The sequence below is a fragment of the Streptosporangiales bacterium genome, assembly GCA_009379955.1.
Classification (GTDB): domain Bacteria; phylum Actinomycetota; class Actinomycetes; order Streptosporangiales; family WHST01; genus WHST01.
The window spans coordinates 20,400-38,379 of record WHST01000007.1 but is presented as its reverse complement, the minus strand read 5'-3'; the positions used below and the strand labels follow the sequence as shown (position 1 = coordinate 38,379).

The window sequence follows — 17,980 nt, the reverse complement described above, 5'->3', positions numbered from 1 at the left end:
CTCCTTCGCTGGATCACGCCGCACCTCCCACGGACAGTGTCACGACGTCACCGGCGTCGGCCCGCAGGTCGCGGCGTACCGAGCAGTCGGGACTGTTGGTCGGCAGCCACACCACGCGCTCCGGCATGTCGGTGACGACGAGCGGCAGCGTGACGGAGCCCTGACCGGTGCTGACGGTGAGCGCGCCGCCGTCGCCCACGCCGACCTCCGCCGCCGTGGCCGCGGACAGGCGCGCATGCGCCTGGTGCGCCGTGCCCGCGAGGTACGGCTCGCCGTCCTGCAGGCGACCCGCGTCGAGGATCAGGTGCCAGGTGGCTAGCGCGGCCTGACCGGTCGCGGGGCGCGGCTTGTCGACGGCCGGGGTGTTCGGCGCCGGAGCCCGGGTGCCGCTCCACTCGCCGAGACCGCGCAGCTCGTGCCGCGCGGTCGACGCGTCGGGCAGCCCGAGGTGGACGTCCATCTGGTCGGCGAGCGCGTTGAGCACCGTCAGGTCGGACATCGCCGCACGCTCGGCGAAGACCGCCTCGAACGCGCGCTCCCTGCCCTCCCAGTCGACGAACGTGCCGTCCTTCTCGGCCACGGCCGCGACCGGCAGGACCACGTCGGCCCGGTCGGTCACCGAGCCGGCGCGCAGCTCGAGGCTGACGATGAACGGCGTGTACTCGAGGGCGTCGAGCGCGCCCGCCGGGTCGGGCAGGTCGTCGGGGTCGACACCCGCGACGACGAGCGCGCCGATCTCGCCGGAACGGGCCGCACGGAGGATCTCCGCCGTGTCGCGTCCCGGCGTGATCGGCAGGTCGCGCATCGCCCAGGTGCGCGACAGCTGCGCGCGCGCCTCGACGTCGTCGACGGGACGTCCGCCGGGCAGCAGGTTGGGCAGCGTGCCGGCCTCGACGGCGCCGCGCTCGCCCGCGCGGCGGGGGATCCACGCCAGCCGCGCGCCGGTCGCCCGTGCCAGCCGGGACGCCGCGGACAGCGCGCCGGGCACGCTCGCCAGCCGCTCGCCGACCAGCAGCACCGCACCCTCCTGGCGCAGGGCATCGGCGGCTGCGGTGCCGGCCGCGTCGAGACCCGCGTCGGCGCCACCGATCGCGAGCGCGTTGAGCACCTCGGACTCCGTGCCGGGCGCGGTCTCGACCAGCGTGCCCGAGGTCTTGACGAGCCCGGTCGTGGCGTACGGCGCGAGCGCGTAGACCGACGTGCCCCGCTTGCGTGCGGCCTTGCGCAGCCGCAGGAAGACGATGGGCGACTCCTCCTCGGCCTCGAAGCCGGCGAGGACGACTGCCGGCGCGGTCTCGAGGTCGGTGTACGTGACGCCGAGCCCGGTGCCGGCCACGTGCGCGGCGAGGAACTCGGTCTCCTCGGCGGAGTGCGGCCGCGCCCGCATGTCGACGTCGTTGGTGCCGAGCGCGACACGGGCGAACTTCGCGTACGCGTAGGAGTCCTCGAGCGTGAGGCGGCCACCGGTCAGCACACCGGCCCTCCCGCGCGCGGCCGCAAGACCCTGCCCGGCGATGTGCAGTGCCTCCTGCCACGACGTCGGCGTCAACCGGCCGTCGTCGTCACGGACGAGCGGTACCTGCAGACGGTCGGGCAGGGTGTCGTAGCGGAACGCCCACCTGCCCTTGTCGCAGTTCCACTCCTCGTTGACCTCGGGGTCGTTGCCCGCGAGCCGGCGCATGACGGTGCCGCGGCGGTGGTCGGTGCGGTTGGCACAGCCGCTGGCGCAGTGCTCGCAGACCGACGGCGTCGACACCAGGTCGAACGGCCGCGAGCGGAAGCGGTACGACGTGCTCGTGAGCGCTCCGACCGGGCAGATTTGTGTGGTGTTGCCGGAGAAGTAGGAGTCGAACGGTTTCTCCGCAGAAACCCCCACCTGCTCCAGGGCGCCGCGTTCGAGCAGCTCGATGAACGGGTCGCCCGCCACCTGCTCGGAGAACCGCGTGCACCGCGCGCACAGCACGCACCGCTCGCGGTCGAGCAGCACCTGCGAGGAGATGGCGAGTGGCTTGGGATACGTGCGCTTGACGTCGTGGAACCGCGTCTCGCCCTGGCCGTTGCTCATCGCCTGGTTCTGCAGCGGGCACTCGCCGCCCTTGTCGCAGACCGGGCAGTCGAGCGGGTGGTTCATCAGCAGCAGCTCCATGACGCCGCGCTGTGCCTTCGCGGCGACCTCGGAGCTCTCGTGCGTCTTCACGACCATGCCGTCCATGCACACGGTGGTGCAGGACGCGGGGGGCTTGGGCATGCCGCGACCGTTGCCCATGTCGGTGACCTCGACGAGGCACTGCCGACACGCGCCGATCGGCTCGAGCAGCGGGTGGTCGCAGAACCGCGGGATCGCGGTGCCGATCAGCTCGGCCGCACGGATGATCAGCGTGCCCTCGGGGACGTCGAGGGTGACGCCGTCGATCGTCACGGTCACGATGCCGGCCGGCCGCTCGGCGGGCGGTCCCGCCTTGCCCTCGGTGATGGTCATGCGCTCTCGCTTCCCGCAAGCGCCTTGGCCTTGCCTCGCCCGCCGCGGCGGAACGGGCAGCCGCCCTGTTCGTAGTGCTGGACGTACTCGTCCTTGAAGTACTTCAGCGACGAGGTGACCGGGCTGACCGCGCCGTCACCCAGCGCGCAGAACGCCCGGCCGAGGATGTTCTCCGACAGGTCGAGGAGCGTGTCGAGGTCCTCGGCGGTGGCACCGCCCGACTCGAGCCGCTCGTAGATCTGCACGTACCAGAAGGTGCCCTCGCGGCACGGCGTGCACTTGCCGCACGACTCGTGCGCGTAGAACTCCGACCACCGCTTCGCCGCGCGCACCACGCAGTCGGAGTCGTCGAAGACCATGACCGCGCTGGTGCCGTTGATCGAGCCCGCGGCCGCCACCGAGTCGAAGTCGAGCGGGACGTCGAGGTGCTCGGCGGTGAACATCGGCGTCGACGAACCGCCGGGGGTCCAGAACTTCAGCTCGTGCCCGTCGCGAATGCCGCCGGCCATGTCGAGCAGCTCGCGCAGCGTGGTGCCCATCGGCGCCTCGTACTGCCCGGGACGCCTGATCCGGCCCGACAGCGAGAAGATGCTCGTGCCGGGCGAGCGTTCGGGACCCATGCCCTTCCACCAGTCGGCGCCGTGCCGCACGATGTGCGGGACCGACGCCAGCGTGCCGACGTTGTTGACGACCGTCGGCGACTGGTAGAGCCCGTGCGTCGCGGGGAAGGGGGGCTTGAGCCGCGGCTGGCCGCGGAACCCCTCGAGCGAGTCGAGCAGCGCGGTCTCCTCGCCGCAGATGTACGCGCCCGCGCCCGCGTGCACCGTGACCTCGAGGTCGAAGCCCGACCTGAGGATGTCCCTACCGAGGAAGCCCGCGTCGTACGCCTCGCGCACGGCGTTCTGCACCCGGCGCAACGCGTGGACGGCCTCGCCGCGGACGTAGACGAACGCGTGGTGCGCGCGCACCGCGTAGCACGCGATCGCGATGCCCTCGATCATCGCGTGCGGGTCGGCGATCATCAGCGGGATGTCGCGGCAGGTGCCCGGCTCGCCCTCGTCGGCGTTGACCACGAGGTAGTGGGCCTTCTCGTCGCCCTGCGGGATGAAGCCCCACTTCATGCCGGTCGGGAAGCCCGCGCCGCCACGGCCACGGAGGCTGGAGTCCTTGATCAGCTGGATCAGCTCGTCCTGCGGCGTGCCCAGGGCCTGGCGCAGCGCGTCGTAGCCCTCGTCGTTGCGGTAGCTGCGCAGTGTCCAGGACTCGTCGGTCGCCCAGCGGGCGGTGAGCACCGGGGTGATCGGCACCTCAGTCCCCTTCCCCGTCGTCGGTCACCGTGTCGTCGGTCTTCTCGTCGGCGCGCAGCCGCCTGCGCGCGTCGTCGGCCATGCCGTGCTCCTCGGCGAGGCGCAGACCGGCGAGCGACGGCTCGCCCACGACGCCACCGGCGAGCGCGTCGGGCCGCTCGTCGGAGAACCCGGCGAGCTGGCGGCCGATCTGCCGGAACGTGCACAGCGGTGCGCCCCGCGTCGGGAGCGGTGTGCGCCCGGCCTGCAGCTCGCGGACGATCTCGACGGCCGACTCCGGCGACTGCTGGTCGAAGTACTCGTAGTTGACGGTGACGACGGGCGCGTAGTCGCACGCGGCCAGGCACTCGGCGTGCTCCAGCGTGACCCGGCCGTCGTCGGTCGTCTCGTTGGGCTCGATGCCGAGCTCGTCGTGCAGCGCCTCGTAGATGTCGTCGCCGCCGAGCACGCCGCACAGCGTGTTGGTGCAGACGCTCACGAGGTAGTCGCCGGTCGGCTGCCGCTTGTACATCGTGTAGAACGTCGACACCGCCGTGACCGCGGCCTCGCTGAGGTCGAGCGTCTCCGCGCAGAACCTGATGCCCGCCGGGGTGACGTAGCCCTCGACCGACTGCACCAGGTGCAGCAGCGGCAGCAGCGCGGACCGGCTCCGGCCCGCGGGGTAGCGCGCGATGATCTGCTGCGCCTGCGCCCGGATCTCCTCGCCGAACACGTCCGTCGACGACTGGTCTGTGGCGGTCACCTGTCCACTCCTCCGAGCACCGGGTCCACACTCGCGATGCCGACGATCACGTCGGCCACCATGCCGCCCTCGACCATCGCGGGCACTGCCTGCAGGTTGGCGAACGAGGGGTCACGCATGTGCACGCGGTACGGCCGCGTACCGCCATCGGACACCACGTGGCAGCCCAGCTCGCCCTTCGCCGACTCGACCGGGACGTACGCCTGTCCGGCGGGCACCCGGAAGCCCTCGGTGACGAGCTTGAAGTGGTGGATCAGTGCCTCCATCGAGGTCCCCATGATGTGCCTGATGTGGTCGAGGGAGTTGCCCTGACCGTCGGCCCCGACCGCGAGGCGCGCGGGCCAGGCGATCTTCGGGTCCTCGACCATCACCGGCGCCGACCCCGGCGGACCGAGCCGCTCGAGGCACTGCTCGATGATGTTCAGGGACTCCTTCATCTCCTCGACCCGGATCACGTACCGGTCGAACGCGTCGGCGCCGGTGCCGGTGATGACGTCGAAGTCGTAGTCCTCGTAGCCGCAGTACGGCTCCTGCTTGCGGAGGTCCCACGGGAGCCCGGCGGAGCGGAGCACGGGTCCGGTCAGGCCCATCGACAGGCAGCCGGGCAGGTCGAGGACGGAGACGCCCCTGGTACGGCCCTGGAAGATCGCGTTGCCGTTGAGCAGCTTCTCGTAGTCGCCGAGGTTCGTGCGCATCACCTTGACGAACTCGCGCACCTTGTCGATGGCGCCGTCCGGGAGGTCCTGGATGACGCCGCCCGGCCGGATGTACGCATGGTTGAGCCGCAGGCCGGTGATCAGCTCGAACACGTCGAGCACCAGCTCCCGCTCGCGGAACCCGAACGTCATGACCGCGATCGCGCCGATCTCCATACCTCCGGTGGCGATGGCCACCATGTGCGACGAGATGCGGTTGAGCTCCATCATCAGCACGCGGATGATGTTGGCGCGTTCGGGGATGTCGTCCTCGATGCCGAGCAGTCGCTCGACCGACAGGCAGTACGAGACCTCGTTGAAGAACGGCATGACGTAGTCGGCCCTGGTGACGTACGTGACGCCCTGGGTGAACGTGCGGTACTCGCAGTTCTTCTCGATTCCCGTGTGCAGGTAGCCGATGGCCAACCTGCACTCGGTGACCGTCTCGCCGTCGAGGGCGAGGATCAGCCGGAGCACCCCGTGCGTCGACGGGTGCTGCGGCCCCATGTTGACGACGAGCTTGCCCTCCTCGTCGGCGGCCGCGGCGTCGGCGATGGTGTCCCAGTCGCCGCCGGTGACGGTGAAGGTGCGCCCCGCGGAGTCCTCGGTCGGCCCGCCGTAGATGTCCTGAGTGCTCATCAGTTATACGCCCTCCGCTCGTCCGGCGGCGGGATGGAAGCGCCCTTGTACTCGACCGCGATCCCGCCGAGCGGGTAGTCCTTGCGCTGGGGGTGACCCACCCAGTCGTCCGGCATCTCGATCCTCGTCAGCGCCGGGTGGCCGTCGAAGACGATGCCGAAGAAGTCGTACGCCTCACGCTCGTGCCAGTTGTTCGTCGGGTAGACCGAGACGATCGACGGCAGGTGCGGGTCGGCGTCGGGGCAGGTGACCTCGAGCCTGATCCGCCGGTTGTAGCTGATCGAGAGCAGCGGGTAGACCGCGTGCAGCTCGCGTCCCTCGTCGGTCGGGTAGTGCACGCCGGACACGCCGAGGCACATCTCGTAGCGCAGCGCCGGGTCGTCGCGCAGCACCCGCAGCGCCTCGACGAGCCGCTCGCGTCGCACGTGGAAGGTGATCTCGCCGCGGTCCACGACGACCTGCTCGACCGCGTCGCCGTACCCGTCGTACGCGCCCTCGAACGCGTCGGCGATCTCGTCGAACGGCTCGCCGTACGGCCGTTGCGACGGCCCGGGGAACGGCACCGGCCGGCGCAGCCTGCCGTAGCCGGAGGTGTCGCCGGTGTCGCGGTTGCCGAACATCCCGCGCGCGTACGTCGGCCGCGCCGGGACGTCGTCAGCCGCGCGCCGTTCCGGGGAGTTGTCCGCCCCGCTGACGTCCTGTGTCATGCGCGCCCGCTCTCTCGCCCGCCTACGGCAGGGGCCGCGGCCGGGCGAACACCGGCCGAGGTCGCGTCGCGACCCCTACCTCCGGCGAGCTCGCTCACTCCTGCGCTGCCAGTCACCGACCCACCCCTCGCGACCCGGACGTGGGAAGGGCCTCGAGCGCGGCGCGCTCGGCCTCTTCCTCCTCGCGCTCGCGGTTGACGCCGAGCTTCTCGTTCTCGATCTTGTCGTGCAGCTTCACGATCGCGTCGATGAGCATCTCCGGCCGCGGCGGGCAGCCCGGCAGGTAGATGTCGACGGGCACGATGTGGTCGACGCCCTGCACGATCGCGTAGTTGTTGGACATGCCGCCGCTCGACGCGCAGACGCCCATCGACAGCACCCACTTGGGGCCCGGCATCTGGTCGTAGACCTGCCGCAGCACCGGCGCCATCTTCTGGCTCACCCGGCCGGCGACGATCATCAGGTCGGCGCTGCGCGGCGACGCGCGGAAGACCTCCATGCCGAACCGGCCGAGGTCGTACCGCGGCCCGCCCGCGGTCATCATCTCGAACGCGCAGCACGCCAGGCCGAACGTCGCCGGCCACAGCGAGGACCGGCGGACCCAGCCCACCGCCTTCTCGACCGTCGTCAGCAGGAAGCCGCTCGGCAGCTTCTCCTCGATGCCCATGTCGTCCTCCGCTACGTCCCGCTAGTCGTCCGCCGCACCCGGAATCCCGCCACGCCTGTCAGTCCCACTCGAGCCCGCCTCGACGCCAGACGTAGGCGTACGCGACGAGCACCGTGAGGAGGAACAGCACCATCTCGACCAACCCGAAGAGGCCGAGCGAGTCGAACGCGACGGCCCACGGGTAGAGGAAGATGATCTCGATGTCGAAGATGATGAAGAGCATCGCGGTGAGGTAGTACTTCACCGGGAACCGGCCGCCACCGGCGGGCTGGGGGGTCGGCTCGATACCGCACTCGTAGGCCTCGACCTTCGCGCGGTTGTAGCGCTTCGGCCCGGTGAGCGCACCGAGCACGATCGTCACCCCCGCGAACGCGAACGCGAGTACGGCGAGCACGAGGATCGGAACGTAGAGGCTCATCCTCGTCTCTCCCATCTACCGGCAGTACCGGGTCGCGCCGAACCTGCACCTGCGCCGCGCGTCAGTGTAGGACCGCGGCCCCCTCCCCACGCTCGCGGGATCATGCCGCGGGCGCGAGCTTGGTCATGGCGTTGATGACCCTGTCGAAGGCGTCGCCGCCCCGCGGGTCGGTGAGGTTCGCGAGCAGCTTGAGCGTGAACCGCATCAGGGTGGGGTGCGGCAGGCCGTGCCTCGTCGCGACCTTCATCAGGTGGGGGTTGCTGATCATCCGGACGAAGATCCGGCCCAGCGTGTAGTAGCCCCCGTACTTCTCCTTGAGCACCCGCGGGTACGACTCCAGCGTCCGCTCCCTCGCGCCGAGCGTCGGCCGGGCGAGTGCCTGGACGATGACGTCGGCCGCCAGCGCGGCGGACTCCATCGCGTAGGCGATGCCCTCCCCGTTGAACGGGTTGACCAGGCCGCCGGCGTCCCCGACGAGCAGCATGCCCCTGGTATAGAGGGGTGCGCGGTTGAAGCCCATCGGCAGCGCCGCCCCGCGGATCGGCGAGGTGGCGTGGGGCTCGCTGAACTGCCACTCCTCCGGCATTGCGCCGGTCCAGCGCCGCAGCAGCTCGCGGTAGTCGACGTTGCCGAACGACGCCGAGGCGTTGAGGATGCCCAGGCCGACGTTGGACGTGCCGTCGCCGACGCCGAAGACCCAGCCGTAGCCGGGCAGCAGCTTCTCGCCGTCCCACAGCTCCAGCCACGACTCCAGCCAGTCGTCGTCGTGGCGCGGGCTCTCGTAGTAGCGGCGGTAGGCGACGCCCATCGGGCGGTCCTCACGCCGGCGCAGGCCCATCGCGATCGACAGCCGGGTGGAGTTGCCGTCGCAGGCGAGCACGAGCGGCGCCCGGTACTCGACGGGGCCACCCTCGCGCTTGGCGGTCACGCCGGCGATCCGTCCGGACCGCTCGTCGACGATCGGGCCGGTGACGTTGGTCTTCTCCAGCAGCCGGGCGCCGGCCTTCTCGGCATGCCTGGCGAGGATCTCGTCGAAGTCGAGCCTGGTGCGGACGAGGCCGACGTTCGGGTACTCGGCGAGGTCGGGCCACGGCAGCTCGAGCCGCATGCCGCCGCCGTAGATGCGCAGCCCGTGGTTGTGGACCCAGCCGGCGGCCTGGGTGCTGATGCCCATCTGCACCAGCGAACGGACCGCCCGCGGGGTGAGGCCGTCGCCGCACACCTTCTCGCGGGGGAACGACGTCTTCTCCAGCACGAGGACGTCGACACCGGCCTGGGCGAGGTAGTACGCCGCGGTGGACCCGGACGGTCCCGCGCCGACGACGATGACGTCGGCGTGCTCCGTGGGCACCTGCGCTGAGCGGCTGTCGGACACGGCTCTTCCTCGTCGCTTCCCGCCCCGAGCCTGGCGTTCTCGGGTGCACTTGTGAATCGCTTCACGAGTACCAGGCGCCAGACTACTCCTCCAGTTCAGCCCTGGTTTGCCACCCCTTCCCGACCCTCCGGTACCGGCTGGGGACCCCGGCGGGGGCCGGAACCACACCGGGGACCCCAGCGGGCCTAGGAGCGTGGGTCCGTATTGGCGTGTTACTGACCCACGCTCCTAGGCACCACAGCCGGGGACCCCAGCGGGCCCTGGCACCACGACCGGGGACCCCAGCGGGCGGTCCTCACGTTCGGGCTCGGCGCGACACCGGCACAGGTCCGCCGCAACTTCCTCGCCTTCGCGCACAAGCTCGCGAAGGAGCCGGTCGGCGGCATCGACGGCAGCACCTTCCGGCAGATCATGCGCGGAACGCTCTACGGCGAGGACGGGTTCCCGGCGTTCGCGCAGGCCTGGCAGCAGCTGAAGCTCGACGACGCCGCCGGGGCGCGCGAGACCGCGCGCGAGGCCGGTCTGCTGCGCGCGGCCCCGCCGGAGGACAGCAGCGCCGCGACCCTGCTGTCGATCCTGTGCAACGACACGTCCTGGCCGCGCGCGGTCGCCTCGTACAAGAAGGACGTGCGGACCGACCGCAGGCGCTACCCGCTCCTCGGCGCCTTCGCCGCGAACATCTCGCCGTGCGCGTTCTGGCAGCCGCCGCTGGACAAGACCGTGGAGATCACCGACGACGGCCCGGCGAACGTGCTGATCCCGCAGAACACCCGTGACCCGGCGACGATCGAGAGCGGCGCCGTCGACCTCAGACGGGCGTTGGGCAAGCGTGCCCGCATGGTCACCGTCGACGGCGGCGGCCACGGCGTCTACCTGACCGAGGGGAACGCCTGCGCGGACAACGCGACCACACGGTTCCTGCTCGGCGGCAGCCTGCCGGAGACCGACGAGTTCTGCCAGGCGGAGAGCGGCGCGAGGACGAAGGCCGACGACCCGCGACGCGAGGACGCGCTCCGCAAGCTGCGTGCCAGGCAGCGACTGGGCTGACCCTGGCGCACCGCGCTACGTCAGGCCACTATCGCCAGCTCTTTCGTCAGTGCCGCTGCTGCGGCGCCCAGGAGGCCGGCGTCCTGGTCTAGGGCGGCGAACTCGACGCGCACTGCGCCGGCGAGCACCGGCAGGGTCCGCCGGACGACCGCCCGCTCGATCAGCAGGCGCAGCGGCTCACCGCCGCCGACGACCTCGCCGTGCAGGATGAACACGCGCAGCGAGAGCAGCTGGACGAGGTTGGCAATGCCGACCGCGACGTGGTCGGCGTACGTGTCGAGCAGGTCCGCGACCGCAGGGTCGCCGGCCCGCTCGACGAGCCCGCCGGGGGTCAGGGTGCGGCCGGCGCGCAGGCGGCGTGCGACCGCCTCGCGCCGCAGCCAGCGAAGCGACGCGATCGTCTCCCAGCACCCGGTCAGCCCGCACCGGCACCGCTCACCGCGGATGTCGACGCAGGTGTGCCCGATCTCCGACGTCGCGGGGCCGGCGCGGTACAGCCGGCCGTCAAGCATGATGCCGGCCCCGATGCCCGCGCCGATCTGCACCGCGACGAAGTCGTCGACGCCGCGCGCCTGACCGAACCACCGCTGGCCGACCGCGAGTGCGCGCGCGTCCTCCTCCAGGACGACGGGCACCCCGGTCGCGCGGCGCAGCAGCGCGGGCAGCCGCGTGCCGACCAGCCCGGGCACGGGCGTGCACGCGACCACCTCGCCGGTCTCCCCGTCGCAGCTCGCCGGCATCGCCACGCCCGTCCCCACCAGCCGGCCGCGGTACGGCCGCAGGACCGCCGCCGCCGCGGAGACGAGCTGCCGGTCGAGGTCGGCGCGGCTCGCGGACACCGCGAACGGGCTCGCTCCCCTGCTCACGATCTCGCCGCTCGTGCTCACGACCGCGGTCTCGATCGTGCCGGGACGGACGAGCACGCCGCCGGTGAGGCCGACGTCGGCGCCGAACCACAGCGGCCGCGCCGGCTTACCCGCGCCACTCGCCTGACGTCGCGGCGCGGTCTCCTCGAGTACGCCGGAGGCGAGCAGGTTCGCGACGATGCTGCCGATGGTCGCCCGCGGGACGTCGGCGAGCCTGGCGAGGTCGGCACGCGACAGCGGGCCGTGGTCGGCGAGCGCCTGCAGCACCCGTGCCCGGTTGGCGGCACCGACATCGGCGGTACGGAGCAGCCTCGACGATCCCCGCCCGCGGCGGGTGCCCGACCCCGCCGGCACGATCAGGTCTCCCTCGCGCCGGCCAGCAGGCGTACGGCCGCCTCCGCCAGCTCCTCGGCGGTGCCGGGGACGTACTGCGTGCTGCCGACCTCGTAGCCGCTGCGCTCGAACTCCTCGCGCGTCGGCAGGTACCCGGCGGCGAGGTTCGCGTACCCGGCGACGAGCACCGTGCTCGACGTGGCGTCCCTGATCGCCGCCGCGGTCGCCGTGAACGGCTCGCCGGGCAGGCCGACGACGGCGAGGTCGGCGCCGAGCCGCAGCATCTGGACCGGCAGCGCCGCCGTGTCACCCGGCGGACGGTCCATGCTCGCGAAGTGCCACGGCTCGGCGGCGAACAGCTCCTCGATCCACAGCTCCACCGCGCGGGGCCCGGTCGTGACGTCCGCCTGCTCGCGACGAACCTGTTCGAGGTCGGGACGCACGCGGACGGTGGCGACAATCTCCTCCTCCGCCGCGGACAGCGGCGCCGGGTGGACGACGTCGCCGTCCACGGACCCCGGTACGGCGAGCTGCTCGCGCCGGCTCAGGTTGATGGTCCGCCTGTCCCGGCCGAGCCAGGACAGCCGCAGCGCGCACTCGGCGGCGGCGGCACCGACGACGTGGCCGACGCGCCGTGCCTCGGCGGGCGTCTGGGCGGCGAACGCCGGGTTGACGTCGCCCGCGCAGCCCTGCAGGAAGATCGCATGACCGCCGCAGAGGCTCTCGACCGCGCGCCGGACAGCACCCGGGTAGTCGGCGGAGTACGCGCACGTCTCGTGGTCGAGCACCGTCGCGTGGCAGGCGAAGTTCACGAGCACCGCGATGGCATCGTCACCGTCGACCGGCAGTGCCGTCACGACCCGCACGACGTCGTCGACGGGACCGTCGGGATCGCGCCGGTTGCACGCGACTCCCGGCACGTGCGTGCGCCCGGCGACCAGGCGGGCGGGCACCGCGGCGTCCGCGGCATCGGCGACCGCGTCGACGATGCCGGCCACCAGCCGTTCACGCAGCGACTCGTCGTCCGGCGTCGAGCCGAGGCCGGCGGGACCGCAGTGGGTGTGCGTCGCCGCGAGCATGACGTGCTGCCCCGGCACACCCAGCCGGCTCGACAGCTCGGCGCGCACCGCCGCGGTCAGCGGGCCTGTCACGTACAGGAGGTCGCAGACGGCGAGCGCCACCGTCGTGTCGCCGTCACGCAGGACGACCGCCTGGCAGTAGAGGTCGTCGACCACGGCCGTGGCGGGTCCGCGACGTGCCGCGTACCCGGCCATCGCGCGGCCGACCTCCGGCGTGAGCACGCGGCTCGCCGCGCCGACCCGCAGCGCGGTCATCGCACCTGCTCCGCGAGCCGCACGGTCGCCCCCGCCGTGATCGCGTCGTGCAGGGCAACGAGGAGTGCCGTGTTCTCCACCCCGTCGTCGAGCACCCCGGCCGGGACGTCGTTCTCGGCGACGCGGTCGAGGAACGCCGAAAGCCGGGTCTGGGTCCAGTCGAGCGTGCCCGGATAGGTGAAGCGGCGGGACGTCGCGAGGTGGACCATCTGGTCCTGGGTGTCGACATAGAGCGCTCCCTCGGTGCCGAGCAGCTCGACCTTGAAGTCGACGCCCGCAGGCAGCGAGTCCGGCAGCACCCACGCCGACTCATAGATCCCGCCGAACCCCGCGTCGTAGCGCACCAGCGACTGGATGACGTCGTACGTGTCGACGCCGTCGGCCACCAGGCGGCCCTTGACTCCGTGCGCGGTGACGTCGACGGCGGACGCGCCGGTCAGCCAGTGCGCCAGGTCGAAGACGTGGCTCAGCAGGAACCAGCCGCACGTCGTCCGTCCCGCCCACGACAGCGCGCGCAGCGGGTAGTCGAGCACGTTGCTCAACCGCGCGTTGACCCCGACCACCTCGCCGACGTCACCGGCGACGATCGCCTCGCGCATCCGGACGAACGCGGGGTTGAAGCGGTTGGCGAAGTTGACCTCGGTGACGACCCCGGCCGCACGCGCGGCGTCGCGCATCTCGACCGCGTCGGGCAGCGTCGTCGCCAGCGGCTTCTCGACGAGGCACGGGACGCGGTGCTCCATGCAGGTGAGGAACGGCTCCTTGTGCAGGTGGTCGGGCACGGCGACATAGACGAGGTCGGGCCGTTCCCGTTCCAGCATCTCGGCGAGGTCCGTGTACGCCGGTGCGCCGCAGTCGGCCGCCAGCCGGTTCGCGGCCAGGACGTCGCGGTCGCAGATCCCCGCGACGCTCGCGCGCCACCGCGTGTCGCCGCGCGCGATCGCGCCGGCGTAGACCGTGCCCATGACACCGGCCCCGACGATCCCGACCCGCAGCCGTCGCAACGTCTCTTCAGTCACCCGCTCTCACCCCTTCATCGAGCCGGTCGTCAGCCCGGCGACGAGATGGCGTTGCAACGCCACGACGACGATGACGACGGGGAGCAGGACGACGGTCACGGCGGCCGTCAGCGGACCCCACTCGATCGTCTTCTGCGTCACGAACGACGCGACGTACACGGTCAGCGGCCGCGCGAGCTCGCCGCCGAGGATGACCGGGATGAGGAACTCGTTCCACGCGTACAACCCGGTGAACACCGCCGCGGACGCGAGGCCCGGGCGCGTCATCGGCAGCACGATGCGCAGGACGACGCCGAGGCGCCCGGCCCCATCGACGAGCGCGGCCTCCTCGATCTCGACGGGCAGGCCGCGGATGAACGACGAGAGGATCAGCGTCGCGAACGGCGTGAGGAACCCCGCGTACACCAGCACGAGCAGCAGGCGCGTGTCGTACAGCCCGACCCGCAGCGACAGCGAGTACAGCGGGATGACGAACACGATGCCGGGCACCGTCTGCGCGAACGTGACGAGCAGGATCAGCAGACCTCGGCCGTGCGGGCGCATCCGGACGAGCGCGTACGCACACGGGTACGAGACACAGAGCACGAGCACCGTCGCGAAGACCGCTACGACCCCCGTCGTCACGAGGGCGTTGACGAAGTCGCTCGAGGCGAAGAGCCCGGCGTAGTTGTCGAACGTGGCGTCGCGCGGCACCAGCGACGGCGGGTAGCCCTGCGCCTCGACCTGCGTCTTGAACGACGTCGATAGCGTCCAGAGCACGGGCAGCAGCGCGACGAGTCCCGCCACGGTGAGGACGACGTACGCGCCGATCGGCCGCGGGCGCCTCACGATCGGGTCACCCGGGAGAACAGGAGATACGCCGGCAGCGCGATGACCGCCATCGCCACGGCGATCGCACAGGCGCGACCGATCTGGAAGTTCACCAGGCCCTGCTGGTACGCGAGCATCGACAGGTTGCGCGTCGCGTCTCCCGGCCCGCCTCTCGTCACGGTGTAGACGAGGTCGAACATCCGGTAGTCGGCCGCGACCCTGAGCAGGCACGCGACGCCGAGGACCGGGGCCAGCATCGGCAACGTGACGTAGCGCCCGACCTGGAACCGGTTGGCGCCGTCGAGTGCCGCGGCCTCGTACAGCTCGTCGGGGATGCCGATCAGCCCCGCGAGCAGCAGCAGGGTGACGAACGGGACGTTGATCCAGGAGTTCACCACGACGACGAGCAGCAGTGCAGAGACCGGGTGGCCGAGCAGGTTGGGATGCGCCGACTCGTGCACGGTCGACGCGATCCAGCGCACGACGCCGAGGTCGGGGTCGGCGAGGAAGCGCCACATCAGCCCGACGGCCACGGGCGTCAGCATCATCGGCATCGTCACGGCGGCGCGGAACACCACGCGCCCGCGGAACGGCCGCGCGAGCGCGAGGGCGAGCGCGTAGCCCACCGGCACCTGCACGGCGAGGCTCAGCACGATGATCGCGACGGTCACGAACAGGCTACTTGCGAACGCGCCGTCGAACACCTGGGTCGCGTAGTTCTGCCCGCCGACACCGGTCCGTTCGATCGACGTGAGGCTCTCGTCGGTCGTCGACGCGTACACCGCCGTCACCAGCGGCGCGAGGACCACCGCCAGGAGCAGTACCCACGCCGGTCCGGTGAACAGCGTGCCCGCCCACCGGGTGAGGTTACGGCGGCGCGAGGCGTTCCGGCCCGGCGAGGTCGGCGCGAGTGCCGTCACGCGCAGCTGTCCACCCCGGCGAGGACGTCCTTCACCTTGCCGTTCGCCGACGCGGTCAGGCGTTCGGCGGTCCAGTCACCCGTCGCCGCCTTGCTGAGCTCGGCCGACAGCGCGGTGATGATCTCGGGCATCTGCTTCAGGTACGGCAGGTGCTCACCCTTCTTCGACGCCTCGACGAGCGTCGGCAAGTAGGGCAGCTCCTTCGTCGCGGCCGGGTCGTCGAGCAGCGACTGCCGAGCCGGCGGCGGGGCACCCTCGTCGATCAGCCTGGACGCCGACTCCTTGCCGAGCGCGAACTCGAGGAAGTCCCAGGCCTCGTCGGGCGCCTTCGCGTTCTTCCCGACGCCGATCAGCCAGCCGAACAGCAGCGTGCGGCCCCCGTCGTCGACACCGGGCGGCAGGGCCGCGTCGAAGTCACCCGGAATCTTCGACTGCTTCGGGTCGGCCATGATCGAGTAGTAGCCGGTCGCGTTGACCATCTGCCCGACGTCGCCCTGCACGAACGCGGTCGTCATCTCGTTGCCGCCGCCGTTCACCGCGGTCGCCGGCGTGTGCGGCTTCAACGACAGGTACGTCTCTGTCGCCTTGCGCGCGACGTCGCTGTCGAGGTCGGGCGTGCACGTGCCGGGCTTCAGCAGCTGACCGCCCGAGAGGTAGAGGGACTCGAGCCAGTAGTACCCGCCGATCTGGCTGCCGAACCCGGAGTCGCTCCCGTACGCGCCGGCCGCCTTTAGCTTCCGTGCGTTGGCGACGTACTGTGCCCAGGTCTTCGGTGGCTTCAGGTCGTGCTTCTCGAACAGCTTGGTGTTGTACCAGAGCACGTACGGCTCGGTCGACAGCGGCAGACCGTACGTCTTGCCGCGGTACTTCGCGTACTCCTGCACCTGCTCGGGGAAGTCGTCGAGTGCGTACGCCTTCGATGACCCGGCCTGCTCGCCGATGTCGGCGAGCGCGCCACCGGAGACCAGCGGCGCGAGCATGGGACTGTCGAACTGGACCACGTCGTAGCCCTGCTTCGGCTTGCGCGCGGCGAGCAGCGTCTTGGTGGCGAGCTCGTTGTACGGGAGGTCGACGAACTTCACGGCGACGCCGCTCTCCTTCGTGTACTCCTTCGCGATCGCCTTCAGCGCCGTGGCACTCGGGCTCGACGACACCGCGACGGTGATCGCGTCGGCCTTCTCGCCGCCTGCGCCCCCACCGCCACCGCAGCCGGCAGCGAGACCGGTGACCAGGACCGCCGCCACCACTGCACGCCGTGCTCCGCCCATGACACTCTCCACTCCTCGGCAGAGAATAAGTATGAGAGCAATACATAACCGGGTCAAGCGAGGTGCACGCCGGTGTTGACGAGCGTGCGGCAGATCGGGTGCGGGCTCTCCATGGTGCTCCCTCCGCAATTGGGCTTGACGGTCCCCGGTCGGGTCGCTGATCATCCGAGGAAACACCGTTCCCCAGGAGTGCCCAGTGTCCCGCTTCTCCGTCGAAGAGTACGGGCGTCGGCTCGGCATGGTCAGGCAGACCATGGCCGATCGCGGGCTGTCGGCCCTCGTGGTCGTCGGGGCGGAGAACATCCACTACCTGACGGGCCTCGACTGCCAGGGCTTCTTCGCCCTCAACGCCCTCGTCGTGCCGGAGTCGGCGACACCGCTGCTCGTCACCAGGGCGATGGAGCACCCGACGGTCGCGGCGCAGGCGGTCGGCTGCGCGCACATGCCGTACACCGACGTCGAGGAGCCGGTCGACGGCGTCGCCCGCGCGATCCACGAGGCGACGGGTGCGGGCGGGCACATCGGCGTGGAGCGGGACCTGATGGCGCTGCCGCCCGCGGCGTGGGACGTGCTCCGCACGAGGTTCGTCGACCGCGACCTCGTCGACGGCTCCGGCGTGGTGGAGCAGGCGCGGCTCGTGCCGTCGCCTGAGGAGGTCGCGTACGTCAGGCGGGCCGCGGCGACGACGTCGGCGGCGATGCGGGCGGGGATCGAGGCGGTGACGCCCGGCACGACCGAGCGGCGGGTGGCCGCGGCCGTGTACGAGGCGATGATCCTCGCCGGCAGTGAGTACCCGGGCTTCGTCCCACTCATCAGGTCGCGTGACCGGCTGCTTCAGGAGCACGTGACCTGGGGCGACCGGGTGCTCGACTCCGGCGACGCGCTGTTCCTCGAACTGTCCGGCTGCGTGGCAAGGTACCACGCGCCGATGACCAGGATGGTCTACCTCGGCGACCCGCCGCGCGGCACCGAACGGGCCGGCGAGATCGCCGTCGCCGGCCTCCACGCGGTGCGCGACGCGCTGCTGCCCGGCGTGCGGGCCGAGAAGGTGTACGAGGCCTGGCAACGGGTCGTCGACGAAGGGCTCGGCCACGACAGGTACCGCAGGCACCACTGCGGCTACCTCGTCGGCATCGGCTTCCCGCCGAGCTGGGTCGGCGGCAGCCGGGTCGTCGGGCTCCGCCCGGGCAGCGACCTGGTGCTGCGGGAGGGCATGGCGTTCCACGTGCTGTCGTGGCTGCTCGGCCAGGACCCCGCCGACTTCGTCGTGTCCGACACCGTGCTCGTCACGCCGTCGGGAGGCGAGATCCTCACCTCGGCCTCCCGGGAACCGCTCATCGCTACGTAGAAGGAG

At 71.5% G+C, this 17,980-nt stretch carries 16 protein-coding genes; 2 read left to right on the top strand and 14 right to left on the bottom strand.

Annotated features, from left to right (window positions below):
• Nucleotides 1-13 precede the first annotated feature (13 nt).
• The 8 genes from GEV10_03545 to GEV10_03510 form a co-directional block, all read right to left on the bottom strand.
• Nucleotides 14-2,479, bottom strand: coding sequence for an NADH-quinone oxidoreductase subunit G (locus tag GEV10_03545; GenBank protein MQA77549.1), 2,466 nt, complete (start codon nt 2,477-2,479; stop codon nt 14-16).
• Nucleotides 2,476-3,786 (bottom strand): NADH-quinone oxidoreductase subunit NuoF, encoded by a 1,311-nt coding sequence (gene nuoF, locus GEV10_03540; GenBank protein ID MQA77548.1) that lies wholly within the window; start codon nt 3,784-3,786, stop codon nt 2,476-2,478. The genes GEV10_03545 and nuoF overlap by 4 nt, the downstream gene beginning before the upstream one ends.
• 1 nt (nt 3,787) lies before the next feature.
• The gene (gene nuoE / locus GEV10_03535) at nt 3,788-4,528 is read right to left on the bottom strand and encodes an NADH-quinone oxidoreductase subunit NuoE (GenBank protein MQA77547.1); all 741 of its coding nucleotides are present in this window, start codon (nt 4,526-4,528) and stop codon (nt 3,788-3,790) included.
• Nucleotides 4,525-5,862, bottom strand: coding sequence for an NADH-quinone oxidoreductase subunit D (locus GEV10_03530; protein MQA77546.1), 1,338 nt, complete (start codon nt 5,860-5,862; stop codon nt 4,525-4,527). Before GEV10_03530 ends, nuoE begins: the two co-directional genes overlap by 4 nt.
• A complete protein-coding gene (locus tag GEV10_03525) occupies nt 5,862-6,569 on the bottom strand; it encodes an NADH-quinone oxidoreductase subunit C (GenBank protein ID MQA77545.1) in 708 nt (235 codons plus the stop codon). The genes GEV10_03530 and GEV10_03525 overlap by 1 nt, the downstream gene beginning before the upstream one ends.
• A gap of 112 nt (nt 6,570-6,681) precedes the next feature.
• Nucleotides 6,682-7,236, bottom strand: coding sequence for an NADH-quinone oxidoreductase subunit B (locus GEV10_03520; protein ID MQA77544.1), 555 nt, complete (start codon nt 7,234-7,236; stop codon nt 6,682-6,684).
• 58 nt (nt 7,237-7,294) lie between these two features.
• Nucleotides 7,295-7,654 (bottom strand): NADH-quinone oxidoreductase subunit A, encoded by a 360-nt coding sequence (locus GEV10_03515; GenBank protein ID MQA77543.1) that lies wholly within the window; start codon nt 7,652-7,654, stop codon nt 7,295-7,297.
• Nucleotides 7,655-7,754: 100 nt separating this feature from the next.
• Nucleotides 7,755-9,029 carry a geranylgeranyl reductase family protein gene (locus tag GEV10_03510; protein ID MQA77542.1) on the bottom strand — a complete coding sequence of 425 codons (1,275 nt, stop codon included), beginning with the start codon at nt 9,027-9,029 and terminating at the stop codon, nt 7,755-7,757.
• Nucleotides 9,030-9,440: 411 nt separating this feature from the next.
• On the opposite strand from GEV10_03510, the gene GEV10_03505 reads away from it, so the two are divergent.
• A complete protein-coding gene (locus GEV10_03505; protein MQA77541.1) occupies nt 9,441-10,076 on the top strand; it encodes a hypothetical protein in 636 nt (211 codons plus the stop codon).
• Between the two features lie 20 nt (nt 10,077-10,096).
• Here the strand turns inward: GEV10_03505 and GEV10_03500 are convergent, their stop codons facing one another.
• The 6 genes from GEV10_03500 to GEV10_03475 are packed head-to-tail and all read right to left on the bottom strand — an operon-like array spanning nt 10,097 to nt 16,929.
• The gene (locus GEV10_03500) at nt 10,097-11,302 is read right to left on the bottom strand and encodes an ROK family protein (protein ID MQA77540.1); all 1,206 of its coding nucleotides are present in this window, start codon (nt 11,300-11,302) and stop codon (nt 10,097-10,099) included.
• Nucleotides 11,299-12,609: a hypothetical protein gene (locus GEV10_03495; protein ID MQA77539.1), complete on the bottom strand. Its 1,311-nt coding sequence runs from the start codon at nt 12,607-12,609 to the stop codon at nt 11,299-11,301. Before GEV10_03495 ends, GEV10_03500 begins: the two co-directional genes overlap by 4 nt.
• Complete coding sequence (locus tag GEV10_03490) at nt 12,606-13,628, bottom strand: hypothetical protein (GenBank protein ID MQA77538.1); 1,023 nt, start codon at nt 13,626-13,628, stop codon at nt 12,606-12,608. Before GEV10_03490 ends, GEV10_03495 begins: the two co-directional genes overlap by 4 nt.
• 6 nt (nt 13,629-13,634) lie before the next feature.
• On the bottom strand, nt 13,635-14,456 hold the full coding sequence (locus GEV10_03485; protein MQA77537.1) for an ABC transporter permease subunit: 822 nt from the start codon (nt 14,454-14,456) through the stop codon (nt 13,635-13,637).
• Nucleotides 14,453-15,433, bottom strand: a complete 981-nt coding sequence (locus tag GEV10_03480; protein ID MQA77536.1) for an ABC transporter permease subunit — start codon at nt 15,431-15,433, stop codon at nt 14,453-14,455. The genes GEV10_03485 and GEV10_03480 overlap by 4 nt, the downstream gene beginning before the upstream one ends.
• Nucleotides 15,355-16,929, bottom strand: coding sequence for an extracellular solute-binding protein (locus tag GEV10_03475; protein MQA77535.1), 1,575 nt, complete (start codon nt 16,927-16,929; stop codon nt 15,355-15,357). The genes GEV10_03480 and GEV10_03475 overlap by 79 nt, the downstream gene beginning before the upstream one ends.
• Between GEV10_03475 and GEV10_03470 the strand changes: the two genes are divergently transcribed.
• Nucleotides 16,865-17,974 carry a M24 family metallopeptidase gene (locus GEV10_03470; protein MQA77534.1) on the top strand — a complete coding sequence of 370 codons (1,110 nt, stop codon included), beginning with the start codon at nt 16,865-16,867 and terminating at the stop codon, nt 17,972-17,974. The two genes, GEV10_03475 and GEV10_03470, sit on opposite strands and share 65 nt — an antisense overlap.
• Nucleotides 17,975-17,980: the final 6 nt, after the last annotated feature.